14 protein-coding genes are annotated in these 14,490 nt (G+C 69.6%); 6 read left to right on the forward strand and 8 right to left on the reverse strand.

The features are described from left to right. Positions 1–10 precede the first annotated feature (10 nt). The 4 genes from N5095_RS12410 to trpC are packed head-to-tail and all read right to left on the reverse strand — an operon-like array spanning position 11 to position 3,898. The gene (locus N5095_RS12410) at positions 11–814 is read right to left on the reverse strand and encodes a 2-amino-3,7-dideoxy-D-threo-hept-6-ulosonate synthase (protein ID WP_267623201.1); all 804 of its coding nucleotides are present in this window, start codon (positions 812–814) and stop codon (positions 11–13) included. A 32-nt stretch (positions 815–846) separates the two neighbouring features. Then, positions 847–1,761 carry a tryptophan synthase subunit alpha gene (trpA, locus tag N5095_RS12415; RefSeq protein ID WP_267623202.1) on the reverse strand — a complete coding sequence of 305 codons (915 nt, stop codon included), beginning with the start codon at positions 1,759–1,761 and terminating at the stop codon, positions 847–849. Continuing rightward, a complete protein-coding gene (gene trpB, locus N5095_RS12420) occupies positions 1,758–3,110 on the reverse strand; it encodes a tryptophan synthase subunit beta (protein ID WP_267623203.1) in 1,353 nt (450 codons plus the stop codon). Before trpB ends, trpA begins: the two co-directional genes overlap by 4 nt. Continuing rightward, positions 3,107–3,898, reverse strand: coding sequence for an indole-3-glycerol phosphate synthase (gene trpC, locus N5095_RS12425; RefSeq protein ID WP_267623204.1), 792 nt, complete (start codon positions 3,896–3,898; stop codon positions 3,107–3,109). Before trpC ends, trpB begins: the two co-directional genes overlap by 4 nt. A 343-nt stretch (positions 3,899–4,241) precedes the next feature. Between trpC and N5095_RS12430 the strand changes: the two genes are divergently transcribed. Both N5095_RS12430 and N5095_RS12435 read left to right on the forward strand, forming a co-directional pair. Continuing rightward, the gene (locus N5095_RS12430) at positions 4,242–4,691 is read left to right on the forward strand and encodes an MGMT family protein (protein WP_267623205.1); all 450 of its coding nucleotides are present in this window, start codon (positions 4,242–4,244) and stop codon (positions 4,689–4,691) included. A gap of 431 nt (positions 4,692–5,122) precedes the next feature. Beyond that, positions 5,123–6,976, forward strand: a complete 1,854-nt coding sequence (locus N5095_RS12435) for a M3 family oligoendopeptidase (protein ID WP_267623206.1) — start codon at positions 5,123–5,125, stop codon at positions 6,974–6,976. A gap of 154 nt (positions 6,977–7,130) precedes the next feature. Here N5095_RS12435 and N5095_RS12440 read toward each other — a convergent pair whose 3' ends face one another. Further along, positions 7,131–7,478 carry a hypothetical protein gene (locus N5095_RS12440; RefSeq protein WP_267623207.1) on the reverse strand — a complete coding sequence of 116 codons (348 nt, stop codon included), beginning with the start codon at positions 7,476–7,478 and terminating at the stop codon, positions 7,131–7,133. Between the two features lie 115 nt (positions 7,479–7,593). Here N5095_RS12440 and N5095_RS12445 point away from each other — a divergent pair, with 115 nt between their 5' ends. After that, entirely contained in the window at positions 7,594–8,478 is an 885-nt protein-coding gene (locus N5095_RS12445; protein WP_267623208.1) for an SDR family oxidoreductase, read from the forward strand. Positions 8,479–8,496: 18 nt separating this feature from the next. Here N5095_RS12445 and N5095_RS12450 read toward each other — a convergent pair whose 3' ends face one another. Then, positions 8,497–9,360, reverse strand: coding sequence for a CPBP family intramembrane glutamic endopeptidase (locus N5095_RS12450; RefSeq protein ID WP_267623209.1), 864 nt, complete (start codon positions 9,358–9,360; stop codon positions 8,497–8,499). A 14-nt stretch (positions 9,361–9,374) separates the two neighbouring features. Further along, entirely contained in the window at positions 9,375–11,474 is a 2,100-nt protein-coding gene (lonB, locus tag N5095_RS12455; protein WP_267623210.1) for an ATP-dependent protease LonB, read from the reverse strand. Between the two features lie 166 nt (positions 11,475–11,640). Here lonB and N5095_RS12460 point away from each other — a divergent pair, with 166 nt between their 5' ends. From N5095_RS12460 to N5095_RS12470, 3 genes are read left to right on the forward strand one after another with little or no spacing between them, the layout of a single operon-like run. After that, a complete protein-coding gene (locus tag N5095_RS12460; protein ID WP_267623211.1) occupies positions 11,641–12,228 on the forward strand; it encodes a nicotinamide-nucleotide adenylyltransferase in 588 nt (195 codons plus the stop codon). Positions 12,229–12,253: 25 nt separating this feature from the next. Next, positions 12,254–13,063: an SAM hydrolase/SAM-dependent halogenase family protein gene (locus tag N5095_RS12465; RefSeq protein ID WP_267623213.1), complete on the forward strand. Its 810-nt coding sequence runs from the start codon at positions 12,254–12,256 to the stop codon at positions 13,061–13,063. Continuing rightward, complete coding sequence (locus N5095_RS12470; protein ID WP_267623214.1) at positions 13,063–13,689, forward strand: trimeric intracellular cation channel family protein; 627 nt, start codon at positions 13,063–13,065, stop codon at positions 13,687–13,689. The genes N5095_RS12465 and N5095_RS12470 overlap by 1 nt, the downstream gene beginning before the upstream one ends. 20 nt (positions 13,690–13,709) lie before the next feature. On the opposite strand, the gene N5095_RS12475 is transcribed toward N5095_RS12470, so the two are convergent. Beyond that, positions 13,710–14,216, reverse strand: coding sequence for an Lrp/AsnC family transcriptional regulator (locus N5095_RS12475; RefSeq protein ID WP_267623215.1), 507 nt, complete (start codon positions 14,214–14,216; stop codon positions 13,710–13,712). Positions 14,217–14,490 lie beyond the last annotated feature (274 nt).

The raw sequence follows: 14,490 nt of genomic DNA on the forward strand, positions 1-14,490 counted from the left end.
CGAACCGCGCTTACTCGCCGCTCAATCCGGCCGTCGACAGCGCCTCCTCGACGGAGCGGTCGTCGTGGACGACGGCGGCGACGGCCCGCGCGATGGCCTCGGGGTCCTCGTGCTGGAAGATGGAGCGGCCCATCGACACGCCGGCCGCGCCGGCGTCCATCGCGCCGCGGACGTTCGAGACGGTGCGTCGGTCGGTTCCCTTCGCGCCGCCGGCGATGACGACCGGCAGTCGCGTCGACTCGGTCACGCGCTCGAAGGAGTCGGCGTCGCCGGAGTAGGCCGTCTTGATGACGTCGGCGCCGAGTTCCTCGCCTAGCCGCGAAGCGTGCGCGAGATACTCGGGGTCGTGTTCGGGGTCGTCACCTTCGAGGTTGACGCCGCGGGCGTACGTCATCGCGAGCACGGGGACGCCGTAGCGATGCGCCTCCTCCGTGACTCGCGCGAGGTCCTCGATCTGCTTCCCTTCGTAGTCGCTGCCGACGTTCAGGTGGAGTGAGACGGCGTCGGCGCCGGCTCGGAGCGCCTCCTCGACGGAGCCCGTGATGCGTTTGTCGTTCGAGTCGGGTCCGACCACCGTAGAGGCGTTCAAGTGGACGATGTACCCCGCACCGTTCGTGTTACCGTGGACGCGCGGGGCGATGCCCTTCTGCGTGAGGACGGCGTCCGCCCCGCCGCGCGTGACGGCGTCGATGGTCGATTCGATGTCCGCGAGTCCCGTGACGGCCCCCAGCGTGATGCCGTGGTCCATCGGGACGATGAGGTAGCGGTCGTCCGTGGAGATTCGTGTCAGTCGTGCCTGAATTCCCGTGTCCATAGTCGAAGTGTGTGAAACTGTGGCAACTCGCCTCAAGTGCGTTCCGGATTCGGTACTTCCTGCCCGTCGTCTTCCTCTTCGGTTTCGACTCCCGCACCCCGCATCGCCCCCGTCTTCAACTCCCGGGCCTTCGCCTCCAGTCGGTCGGCGACGACCTCGGCGTCCTCGCCGTCCGCCGCCCCCTCGGCGACGATGTCGACGAGCGCGCTGCCGACGATGATTCCGTCGGCACCGCCACGGACTATTCGCTCCGCCTGCTCGCCGGTCTTGATGCCGAAGCCGACCGCCTTGGGCACGTCCCACTGCGAGAGGCGACCGAGGCTCTCGTCGGTCTGACCGGACACGTCGTCGCGCGCACCGGTGACGCCGAGGCGGGCCTGCACGTACACGTACCCCGAGACCTGCGACATGATGCGTTCGAGACGCTCGCCCTGTGTGGTGGGGGCGACGATGAACACGAGGTCGAGGTCGAACTCGTCGCAGGCCTCACGGAGGGGGTCCGCCTCCTCCGCGGGGAGGTCGGGGACGACGAACCCGTCGATGCCGACTTCCTTCGCGCGCTCGACGAAGGCCCGAGGTCGGTCGGCTTCCTCGCTCGCGGCTTCACCGCTCGCCTCCGAGGCGCGCCGCGCCTCGCTACCCCCGTAGCGGTAGATGAGGTTGTAGTACGTCATGCAGACGAGCGGGACGTCGACGTCGAGTTCCGCGACGAACTCGAAGAACCGTTCGGGGGTCATCCCGCCCGAGAGCGACCGGACGACCGCTCCCTGAATCGTGGGGCCCTCCGCGATGGGTTCGGAGAAGGGCAGGCCGAGTTCGATGACGTCGGCGCCGCCGCGGGCCAGCGCCTCGACGTACTGCTTCGAGGACTCGTAGTCCGGGTCGCCGACGGCGAGGTACGGGACGAACGCGGGGCCGCCCTCGAACGCCTCGGGGATGCGGCTCATTCGTCGCCTCCCCGAGCGTCGGCGTCAGCATCGCCTGCGCCGTGTGCCCCGCCGAGCCCGCCGCTCAGCACCGAGAGGTCCGGCGCGTTCGACACCTCCCGCTGTTCGGTCTCCTCGAGCACCGTCTCGAGGTCCTTGTCGCCGCGGCCGGAGACGTTCACGACGACGACCTCGCCGAGCTCCTCCGGGTGTTCGTGGAGGTGGGCGAACGCGTGGGCCGTCTCCAGTGCCGGGATGATTCCCTCCTCCTGCGAGAGGCGGTGGAACCCTTCGAGCGCCGCGTCGTCGTCGACGTTGACCGCGCGGACGCGTCCCTCGTCGACGAGATGGGCGAGTTCGGGGCCGACGCCGGCGTAGTCGAGTCCCGAGGAGACGGAGTGTGACTCCATTATCTGGCCGTCCCGGTCCTGGAGCAGTTTGGTGCGGGCGCCGTGGAGCACCCCTTCGCTCCCGGTCGACAGCGACGCGGAGTTGGGCGCGACGCCCGCCTCCTCGTCCACGTCGAGCGACGAGCCGCCGGCCTCGACGGCGACGAGGTCGGTCCCCTCGTCGCCCACGAACTCCGCGAACGCGCCCATCGTGTTCGAGCCGCCGCCGGCGCAGGCGACGACCGAGTCGGGGAGGCGGCCCGCCTTCTCCTGCACCTGCTCGCGGGCCTCTTCGCTGATGACCGACTGGAAGTCCCGCACCATCGCCGGGAACGGGTGCGGCCCGACGACGGAGCCGATGACGTAGTGGGTGTCCTCGACGTTCGTCGCCCAGTCGCGCATCGTCTCGCTGATGGCCTCCTTCAGGGTGCCCCGCCCCGTCGTCACCGGGTTCACCTCGGCGCCGTTGATGCGCATCCGGAAGACGTTCGGGCGCTGGCGTCGGGTGTCGCGCTCGCCCATGTATATCTCACAGGGGAGGTCGAGGTGGGCCGCCGCCATCGCCGTCGCGGTGCCGTGCTGGCCGGCGCCGGTCTCGGCGACGATGCGCTCTTTCCCCATGTACTTCGCGAGCAACACCTGCCCGAGCGCGTTGTTCAGCTTGTGCGCCCCGCCGTGGAGCAGGTCTTCGCGCTTGAGATACACCTCGCGGTCGTAGCGCTCGGAGAGCCGGTCGGCGCGCTGGAGCGGCGTCGGTCGCCCGCCGAAGTCCGCCAGTCGGGACCGGAACTCGTCCATGAACCCGCCCTCGTTCTCGAGGACGTAGCGCTCGTAGGCGTCGGTCAGCTCCTCGATGGCCGGCATCAGCGCCTCGGGGACGTACTGGCCGCCGTAGCGGCCGAACTTCCCGTCGGCTCGAGCGCGCGAGTCGGCGTGACCGTCGCCGTCGCGCTCCCCGTCGGGTGTGGTGTCGGAGCTCATGACTTCCCCTCGGGACTCGCACGGGTAAACGTCTCCGTGTTCGACCGCACCGAGCCGTCGGCCATGATGGCGCTCCCGACGAGTAAGCCGTCCGCGCCCGCGTCCCGCATCCGACGGGCGTCGGCGGCCGTGGTGATACCGCTCTCCGCCACGAGGGTCACGTCGTCGGGAACTCGCTCGCGGTTCGGGCCGACGACGGACTCGAAGGTGCCGAGGTCGACCTCGAGCTTTCCCAAGTCCCGATTGTTGACGCCGACGAGCGTCGCACCGGCGTCGAGCGCCCGCTCCAGCTCCCCCTCGCCGTGGACCTCCACGAGCGCCTGGAAGCCGCGCTCCTCGGCCGCCTCCAGAAGACGGGGGAGGTCGTCGCCGACGAAGCGCGCGATGAGGAGGACGACGTCGCTCTCGACGGCGTCGAGTTGGTCCTCGCGCACGAGGAAGTCCTTGCGCAGGACGGGCACGTCGACGGCCGCCCGGATTCGCGAGAGGTTCTCGGTCGACCCGCCGAAGTGCGCCGGTTCGGTCAGGACAGAGAGCGCCGCCGCGCCGCCTTCGACCATCTCCCGGGCCAGTTCCACGGGGTCGTCCTCGCGGGTGCCCTCCGTGGTCGGGCTCGTCGGTTTCACCTCGGCGACCACCGGCACGCGCCCGTCGGCCTCGGCCGCCGCGAAGGCCTCGGGGAGCGAGCGGGCGTCCACCGCGAGGCGCTCCTCGCCCCCGGGTCGCTCGCGCGCGGCGTCGAGGATGGAGCGCACCGCCGGCGCCATCTCCTCGTCACTAGCGTTCATCGTTGTGCACTAATGGACTGATTTGTTCAAAAGGTTTCCGCTCCATCTTCTTCGGCGTCGGGTGCGCTCGCTCCGCTCACGCACCATTGTCGGAAGATGTGGGCGAAGAGCCGGCCGCTCCCTTCGGTCGTCGCCGGCGAGCGGTGCTCGCCGGCTTCAAGCGGAACCGACGGTTCTGCCTTAGTCGCGCGGTACTCAGCGGACTGCAGACCGCACTCAGTGGGCCACAGACCCCACACAACGGACCGCAGACTGTAGGCAGCAGACCGCAACCCCCACCGAATCCGATTCAGGTTCCTCCGAGTTCTCAACCTTCAAACCGCCTCGCGCCTTCCCTTCGCCCATGCAGGACACCGGCATCTACGCCCGCGAGTTCGAGGCGCTCGGTCGGACGGTCCAAATCGGCGTCGCCAGCGGCCGCGTCATCAACGTCGATTTCCCCGAGTCGATTCCCGACGACGCCGAGACGGACCACCCGCTACTCGACAGAGTCGCCGACTACCTCGACGGCGCCCCCGACCACTTCGACGACGTGCCCCTCGCGCTCACGATGGCGACCGACCAGCGGGAGGTGCTCGAGGCAGTGCGAAACGTCCCCTACGGCGAGACCATCACGGTCTCCCGGCTGACCACGCTCGCCGGCCTCGACGCCGACGACGAGGACGACCGCCTGCTCGTGGAGCGCGCCCTGCGTGCGAACCCGGCCCCCCTGTTCGTCCCGGACCACCGAATCGACGGGCCGGGCGCGGCCCCGCCGGCGGTCGCCGAGGCGCTCCGGCGGCTGGAAGCCTGACGGTACGCCCACAGACCGCGCTCACGCGACCGTAGCGGGTTGTCTCACCTCCCTACCCTCCCTACGCACGCGCCTCGGCCGGAGTGTGTAGCGAACTGCGCTACTGAGGAGGCCCGCCGCGAGACCGGAACCTCGGCACACGAGAGGGGTAGACCGATGGGTCGGTCGGCAGCCACCACAGTCCGACAGCGAGTGGGCCGAACGCCGAGTCGACCCCCGAGCCACCGCCACGCTTTTCAGTTCGACCGAAGTACGACGTGTCAACTCGGGTCGAACCATGACCGTCTCGATTCGCTTCTGACCGGCGACCGCCGCTACGGATACCCCTTCGGCAGGCCCACCGAGCGACCGCGTCGCCACCGGTTCGTACCGACTCACGCCGACCCGCGACGCCGGTCCGTGTCGCACCAACACACCAGTACACCAGCGAGATGTCACACCCCAACCGCGAGGATATCGACGACCGCTACACGTTCGACCTGACCCGACTGTTCGACTCCCCCGAGGCGTGGGAGCGTGAGTACGACGCGCTCGCGGAGGCGACGGCGGCCCTCCGAGAGCGGGTCGAGTCGAGCGACGACCGTGCCGACACCCCCGAAGTCGCCGACTCCGGCGAGGCGCTACTCGACGCCCTCGAATCCGTCGAGTGCCTCGTCCGTCGTCGGAGCCGCCTCGAACTGTACGCCCGACTCCGAGTAGACCTCGACACCGAGGACGGCGACAGACGCACCGACCGCAAGCGGGCGGCGACCCTGGCGAGCGACGTACGCGAGGTCGTGAACGCCGCCCGGCGCGAGGTCGCCCGCGTCGACCCGGCGACCCTCGACGCGTACCGCGAGTCGACGCCCGAACTCGCCGCGTTCGACCGCTACCTCGACGACGTCCGGCGACGGTCGGCGCACGTCCGGTCGGCCGAGGTCGAGTCGGTCCTCGCGACGGTCGACGAGCCGCTCGACGCACCGGTGAGAGTGCTCCGCTCGCTCAAAACCGAGACGTTCGACCCGCCGACCGTCGAACGCCCCGACGGCGAGCGGGTGACGCCGACGATGAGTCGCGTCTCCTCCGAGTTGCGTCGCCCGGACCGCGACTACCGTCGGCGCGTGTACGAGGCGTACGTCGGCGCGCTGGACGACCTCGCGCCCGCGTTCGCCACGGCGATAGGCGAGCGCTACGGGGCGGCCGCCGCCCGCGCCGAGGCGCGGAACTTCGGCTCGGTCAGGGAGATGGCGTTCTCGAAGCCGACGTATCCGGAGACGGGGCTCCACCAGCGCTTCCCGCCCGCGGCCCACGACGCGATGCTCGACGGAATTCGCTCGAATCTGGGCCCACACCATCGCCTGCTGGAGCGACGACGCGAGGCGCTCGGCGTCGGGACGCTCCGCCCGTGGGACCTGCGGGTTCCGCTGGCCGAAGAGGGTGAGGGGCCGACCGCCGACCCCGACCTCCCCTACGACCGTGCCCGCGAGCTAATCGTCGAGGCGGTCGCCCCGCTGGGCGCCGACTACCAGAGTCGGCTCGCCGACTTCCTCGACGAGCGCCGCGTCGACGTGTACGAAGCGGCGAACAAACGCGACGACGTCGCCTACTGCCCGTCCTCGTACGATTCGGGCGCGTTCGTCCTGCTGAACTACCAGGACGACCTCTCCTCGGCGTTCACCCTCGCACACGAACTCGGGCACGCCATGCACGTCGAGCAACTCCGGGAGGCGAACCGACCGCTGTACGCGACCGGTCCGCGTCCCGTCGAAGAGGTGCCGAGCCTCCTCCACGAGCTGTTGCTCGCGGACCACCTGCATACCGTCGAAGGGGACGTCTCGGCGCTCGCCACCCACGCGGACGCCCGCCTGCTCGATACGCTCGACGGGAACCTCTACAACGCCGCGCGCACGTCGCTCGCGATGCACGAACACTACGGCCGGATCGAGGGCGGCGAGTCCCTCTCGCTCGACCGTCTCGCGGAGACGTACACCGAGGGCCGCAGGGAGTTCCACGCACCCGTCGAGTACCCCGAGGACGACCGGTACTGGCTCGGCATCAGTCACGACCGGGCGCCGTACCACTACTACCAGTACGTCCTCGGCGCGACCGGCGCGCTCGTCGTCGCCGACCGCCTCCGCGAGGGGTCGCTCTCCCCCGAGGCGTACGGGAGCTTCCTCGAATCGACCGGGAGACGGGACGCCGTCGGGAGTTTCGCGGAACTCGGTCTCGACGTGACGACGCCGGCGCCGTTCGAGCGGGCGACCGAGACGTTCGCCGACTACGTCGACCGAGTCGAGCGTCGCTGACGCGAGCCCATACGCAGAGCGCGTCGGGGGCGACAACACGCTCTCGACGGGAGCACCACGTCTCTCCTTTCGGAGTCGACGCTCGACTTCTCGGCCTCCGGCGTCGCTGATACGCGAATCGGGGAGCCACCGAGGTGGTCCGGCCGACCGCGAACTACCGCCGGAACCGGATGACGACGAACAGGACGAGCGCGGCGACGAGGAAGAGGTCCGAGAGCTGTGCCGCGAACGCGACGCCGAACAGGGCAATCGCCTGCGTGACCCCCGTGCCGACGAACGCGCCCGCGGCGAGTGCCCGGAGCGAGTCGCCGGCTGCCGTCGTCGACAGGTAGAGTCCGAAGACGACTGTCGCGACGGAGAACGCGATGTCGACGGCCAGGCCCGCGAGCGGGTCTCCGGTCGCGCCGGCGTACAACACGAGGGCGACGTACGCGGCGAGCAACAGTAACTGGACGGCGATACGTGGGTCGCGGACGTCGAGGTCGGAACCGGACGCGCTCATAGCCGGAACTCGGCGCTGTGACACTTCACTCCGGCGGTTCGGGCGCTCTTCGGCCGGTGGCCCCGCATGCGGTCGCCGCCCACAAGAGTATCCTCCCGCCGAGCGTGGAAGAGTCGTGAACACCGACACCCCGAACACCACGGACACCCCGAACACCGTCCTCGTCACCGGCTGTTCCTCCGGCGTCGGCCGCGCGACCGCGCTCGCGTTCGTCGACGCCGGCTGGAGCGTCTATGCGACAGCCCGCGACGCGTCGACACTCTCGGAGCTCCGCGACGCCGGCTGTGAGACCGCCGCACTCGACGTGACCGACGACGACGCCGTCTCCCGCGTCGTCTCGCGTATCGCCGACGAGCGGGGCCGCATCGACTGCCTCGTCAACTGCGCCGGCTACGCGCAGTTCGGCGCGCTGGAGGACATCCCGGTCGAGCAAGCCCAGGCCCAGTACGACGTGAACGTCCACGGCCCGCACCGACTGATTCGGGCGGTCCTCCCCCACATGCGCGAGCAGGGTTCGGGACGCATCGTCACCGTCTCCGGGACGACCGGTCTCGTCTCGGCGCCCGGCGGCGGCGCCCACTGCGGGTCGAAAGCCGCACTGGAGGCGATGCACGACGCGCTCCGCGTCGAGGTCGAAGACGAGGGAATCGAAGTCGTCGTAATCGAGCCCGAGGCCGTCGCGACCGGGTTCAACGACCGCTTCACGGCGGAGTTCGATAACCTCGACCGTTCCGGCGCCTACGACTGGCTCTACCGGATGTACGACGACAACCTCTCCGTGTGGGGCGGCGGGTCGGCGTCGAGTTCGCCGGAGGAGGTCGCCGACGTCATCGTCCGGACGGCGACCGTCGACGACCCGAACGCTCGCTACTACGTCGGCGCCGCGGCCTACGGCTCGGCGGTCATCGGCCACCTCCCGGACCGCGCCCGGGACGGCCTGTTCAAACTCGGGAAGCGGCTGCTCCCGGTCGCGGCGAAGGTGAAGAACTGGCGCGACTGACCCGGTCTCCGTCGCGGCTCATGCCCAGTCCACCTCGAGCCCCTCGTGGACGACGAACTCCAGTGCGTTGACGAGGTAGTGGGCGAGAATCACGGCCGGGAGGCTCCCGGTGAGCACGTAGCCGGCGGCGAGGACGAACCCCAGGAGACCGGTGACGACGACGCCCGTCGGCCCCTGTGCGCCGTGGCCGAGCGCGAACGCGACCGACGAGAGGGCCGCGAGGAGCCACGGCGAGACGCCGAACCCGGCCGAGAGGGCGCCCACGAGTACCCCGCGGAACAGGAGTTCCTCGAAGCCGGCGATGACGGGGAGGACGACCAGCAGGAGCACCGCCCAGCCGAGCGCGGACTCCGGGGCGAGCGCCTCCCTGAGCGCCTCACCGCCGCCGAGGCCGAATCGCTCGCCCACCGCCGCGCCGACCTCGTTGGCGCCGTACAGCGTCACGCCGAGGGCCGCCCCGGCGAGGAGCGTCGCCGGCGCGAACGCCTCGGCGTCGAGACCGAACGCGCTCGCAGGAACCCCCGTGAGGACGGCGCCGGCGACGAGGAGGCCCCCGAACAGCCCCTGCGAGACCGCGACGTTCAGAAGGAGCGTGCCGGGTGAGAGGTCCGTCAGGGCGGACGGCCGGGCCGGACCGGTCGAGGCGTGCCCGCCGACCGAGGAGTGCGGCCAGTCGGCGAAGGGGTAGACGAGGCGGTCACCGCTGGCGGTACCCGCCCTGGCGCCGTCGCGGACGCGGTCGGGGCTGGGTCCGGAGTCAGCGGGTTCGTCGTCCGCAGACGGCGGTCGCTCGCGGAACTGGCCCTGTGAGAGTCGTGCGAGAAGCAGGAGTAAGGTGAGGACGACGGCCGTGAACCCGGCGAACGTCGTCCAGTCCGCCATTCGATTCGGATGCCTTACTGCGGGCTGGGGCTACTCGGGCCGCGGGCGCTGCCCTTCTGGCCCTTGCCGCCTTCGAAGGCCGAGCCGGTGATGCTGCGCAGGCGGTCGACGAGCGAGTCCTTCTCGGGTTCGCCCTCGAGCGCCACGTCGAGCACCTCCGAGATGTGCGAGACCGGGATGATCTCGACCATCTCCTTGTACTCGTCCTCGATCATGACGTCTTGCATGTTCGCCTGCGGGATGATGACGCGGTCCATCCCGGTCTTGGCGGCGGCCTCGATCTTGTGGGTGACGCCGCCGACGGGGAGCACGTCACCACGAACGGAGAGCGAGCCGGTCATGGCGAGGCTCTGGTCGACGCCCACGTCCTCGAGGGCGCTGATGACCGCCGTCGCCACGGTGATGGAGGCGGAGTCGCCGTCGACCCCGCCCTGGCCCGCCTGGACGAACTGGATGTGGATGTCCTTCTCCGAGATGTTCTCGTCGGAGAACTTCTTGATGATGGCGGAGACGTTCGAGACGGCCTCCTGGGCCATCTCCTTCAGCTGCCCGGTGGCGATGACCTCGCCCGGCCCCTGCGAGGGCGTGACCTCGGCCATGACGGGGAGCACGATGCCCGAGTCCTCGCCCATGACGGCGAGCCCGTTGACGCGGCCGGCCACGTACCCCTCGGAGACCTGCAGTTCGTAGTCCTTCCGGCGCTCGATGTAGTCGTCGGCGAGCTGCTGCTCGATGGAGCGCGAGCGACTCTTGGCCTGGAGCACGTGGTCGCGCGTGACGACGTCCGCGTCCTCCGAGCGGCCGATGTCGCCCGAGACGCGGACGAGGCCGCCGAGGTTACGCAGTTCGAGCGTGAGGTGACCCTTCCGGCCCGAGCGCCGGCGGGCTTCGAGGATGACCTCCTCGATGGCCTCCTTCGAGAAGTCCGGGAGCCGTCCGTCCTTCGCGACCTCCTGGGCCACGAAGCGGGTGTACTTCCGGCGCATCTCGGGGGTGTCCTCGATGGTGTCGTCCATGTACACCTCGTACCCGTACCCCTTGATGCGGGAACGGAGCGCGGGGTGCATGTTCTCCATCGCGTCGAGGTTCCCGGCGGCGATCATGATGAAGTCCGTCGGGACGGGTTCGGTCTGGACCATGGCACCCGAGGAGCGCTCGGACTGGCCCGTGATGGAGAACTCGCCCTCCTGGATGGCCGTCATCAGATGCTGCTGGGAGCGGATGTCGAGGGTGTTTATCTCGTCGATGAACAGCACGCCCTTGTTCGCCTTGTGGATGGCGCCGGGCTCGACGCGGTCGTGGCTCGGCGTCTCCATCCCGCCGGACTGGAACGGGTCGTGGCGCACGTCGCCCAGCAGGGCACCGGCGTGGGCGCCCGTGGCGTCCTCGAACGGCGCCGTCTTGGTGTCGGCGTTGTTGACGACGAGGTTGGGAATCATCGCGTCGCTGGAGCGCGAACCGTAGCGGAACGCGAGGTAGATGATACCCGCCGCCAGGATGCCGAGGAGAATCTGGCCCGCGATGATGAGCGAGTAGCCCAGCACCACGGCGATGATGATCCACATGAGGAACGAGCGCATCTGGTTGCGCTTTCTGGCTTCCTCCTTGTGGGCCTCGACGATCTGGTCACCCTTGCCCGCGGGGACGGTGCGGACCTTCGGGTTGTTGCCGTCGTCGGGGTTGTGGTAGACGAGAACGTCCTGCAGTTCCTCTTTGGGGAGGAGTTCGGCCATCGCCTTCGCGAGCATCGACTTCCCGGTCCCGGGCGAGCCGATCATCATGACGTGGCGGCGCTGCTTGGCCGCCTTCATCACCACGTCACGGGCGTGTTCCTGCCCGATGACCTGGTCGACTAGCCGGTCGGGAACCTCGATTTCGGCGGTCGAGTCGATGCGGAGACCACCGAGGAGGTCGTCCTTCCCGACGTCCTCTGCGATCTCGGCCTCGATCTCGACTTCGCTCCCGAGGTCGTCGATGGACCGGTCCTCGATCTCCTCCTCGTCGCGAATCTTCGAGGGGGTGTTCGCGTTGTCGCGCCCCTCCTCGTGTGGGGACGACAGCCCGTCGATCCCCTCCTCCGGGGGGTCGTCGTCGTGGTTTCTATCGTTACTCATAGAACTGCGTCGCTACTTCAATCGTAGGGTCCTCAACTGATATACTTTCTCCCCCGGTGCGAGGCGATTGCATCGCCGATTCGACACGGAGGGGCGCTGTATCCCCCGAATACGTCGGGCACACCGTCCCGCGGATTTTATAAATACTGGGTGGGAACGGTGGGGTATGCGGGGGTTCTACATCGGGCGGTTCCAGCCCTACCACAACGGCCACCAACACATGGTCGAAGCAATCAGCGACGAGGTCGACGAACTCGTCCTCGGCATCGGGAGCGCCGGGGACTCACACACGCCGCGAAACCCCTTCACGGCCGGCGAACGGGTCATGATGCTCACGAAGTCCCTCGCCGAGTTCGACCTCACGACCTACGTCGTCCCCATCGAGGACCTCGACCGCAACTCCGTCTGGGTGAGCCACGTCCAGTCGATGAGCCCCAAGTTCGACGTGGCCTACTCCAACAACCCCCTCGTCATCCAGCTGTTCGAGGAGGCGGGCGTCGAGGTGCGTCGCTCCCCCATGTTCCGCCGCGAGGTGCTCGAAGGCACGGAGCTCCGCCAACGGATGATCGACGACGGCGACTGGGAGAACCTCGTCCCGGAGCCCGTCGCCGGCGTCATCGAGGAGATCGGCGGCGTCGACCGCATCCAACACGTCGCCGACTCCGACTCGAACGGCGCCGGCGACGACGTAGCGGACGACGAACTCCCCGCCGCGGCCCGCGAGATGCCCGACGGCACCGCGGACCCCGAGTGAGGGCGTCCGAGACCGACCGCGACCGATGATTACTCTCGCCTCCGACTTCGGCTCGGTGTACCCCGCCGCGATGCGGGGCGTCCTCGCCCGCGAGTGCGACGCTCGCCTCGAAGACGTGGCCCACGACCTCCCTCGACAGGACGTTCGAGCGGCGGCGTTCTGGCTCCGGTTCGTGCTCGCCGAGTTCCCGCCCGCGGTCCACCTGGTCGTCGTCGACCCCGGCGTCGGCACCGACCGCGACGCCCTCGTCGTCCGGGTCGGCGACCACGCCCTCGTCGGCCCGGACAACGGCGTCCTGCTCCCGCCGGCCCGCGCGCTCGCCGAGCGACAGGGGCTCGGCGGGGACGACGGAACCGACGCGGACGCCGGGGCCGACGCCGACGGGGCGGTCGAGGCGTTCGTCCTCGACCACCCGGAGCCCGACTCCACGACCTTCCACGGGCGGGACGTGTTCGCGCCCGCCGCCGCGCAGCTGTACGAGGCCGGCGTCGACCACCTGCCCTCACTCCCCGACCTCGACCCCACCGACGACCCGGTCGACCTGCGGCTCCCGGCGGCGAGCGTCGACGCCGACGGCGCCGACGGGGAGGTGCTCGTCGTCGACGACTTCGGAAACGCGATTACGAACGTTCCCGGCGACGCCGTCCGGGGCAGGGAGTCGGTGTCGGTGGACGGCGAACGCGTCCCGGTGGGTCGCTCCTTCGCGGCCGTCGCTCCGGGTGACCGCCTCGTCACCGTCGGTAGCCACGGGTACGCCGAGTGCGACGTGAATCGGGGGCGCGGAGCGGAGGCGTTCGGGCTCGCCCCCGGCGACGCAGTGCGGTTCGACTTCTGATGGCGCCGGCACCGGAAGCCGGCGGCGTCTTCGCTCTCATGAACGTCGTCGGGCTCGTCGCCTTCGCGATGGTCGGCTCGCTCAAGGCGGCCGACGCCGACCTCGACCTCTTCGGCGTCGCCGTCCTCGGCGTCCTGACGGCGCTGGGCGGGGGCACCGTCCGCGACGTCCTGGTGGGTCGCGTCCCGGGCGCCCTGCGCTCGACCGGCGACGTGGCGGTGGCGCTCCTCGGCGTCGCGCTCGCGGTCCTCCTCGCCCGTCGGGTTCGAGGTCGACTCCTCGACCACCCGTTGCTCCTGGCGCCCGACGCGGTCGGCCTCGCCGCCTTCGCCGCGACGGGGGCGCTCGTCGGCCACGAGGCCGGACTCTCGCCGTTCGGCGTCGTCGCCCTCGCGACGCTCACCGCCGTCGGTGGGGGGAGTCTCGCGGACGTGCTCCTCTCGCGGGTGCCGGTCGTGCTCCGAGAGGAGTTCTACGCCACACCCGCGGTGCTCGGCGGGGCACTGTTCTGGCTCGCGGAGTCAGTTGGCGTCGACCCGTCGGCCGCCGCGCTCGGCTGTGCGGGACTCGTGCTCGGCGTTCGGCTGCTCGCGCTTCGACGGGGCTGGGACCTGCCGTCGCCGTAGTCGTCCCGCCGAGCGGATTCTTACCCGTCGTTCGCTCCCCCGTCCGGAGCGTCCGGTCGCTCGTCCGGGTCGAGGAACCCCTGATACGGACAGACGTACTCGTCCCGAATTATCTGCTCGTCGACGATGTCGAGGCCGACCGCGTCGAGTTCCTCGCCGATGCGGTTGAGGTCGTCGTGGTCCTCGCCGATGGCGTTCACGTAGACGTTCCGTTTCCCGGTCATTATCTCGCGGACGGCCGTCACCCCGTGTACCTCGCGGGCGCGGTTCGCGAGCTCGCCGCGCTCCGTAATCGGGGCGGTACAGACGATTTTCGTGTAGAGGGGGTACCCCGCCAGTTCGTAGTCGATGTCGAGGTGGTACCCACGGATGATGCCACTGCTCTCGAGCTTTTCGAGGCGGGTTCGGACGGTACTGGGAGAGAGGTCGAGTCTCTCCGCCATATCACTGGAGGAGGTCCGTCGAGCGTCCTCCTGGAGATAGTAGAGGATGTGTCGGTCGACCGAATCCAGTTCGCCGTGTTTCATCGGGCACGTAGCACCTGACCCGACGCGCTAATCAGTGTTGCTCCGCGGGGAACCGAGCGGTCGGGCCGCGAAACGACACTGTGCGGCCGTCCTGCTCCGGGTTCTGGTGCGCCCGAGCGACACCCGACCCCCGAACCGAGACGATTCCGTGTATTATCCGTGTTGTTTTGACGGAACCGGATTTGGACCGCCTAGTTTATCCGGTTCCGTCAAATAGACACGGACAGAAGCGCGCCCGGCGGTCACGACGGCCGACCGCGGCGACACCCAAATC

Source organism: Halobium salinum (assembly GCF_026586625.1).
Classification (GTDB): Archaea; Halobacteriota; Halobacteria; order Halobacteriales; family Haloferacaceae; genus Halobium; species Halobium salinum.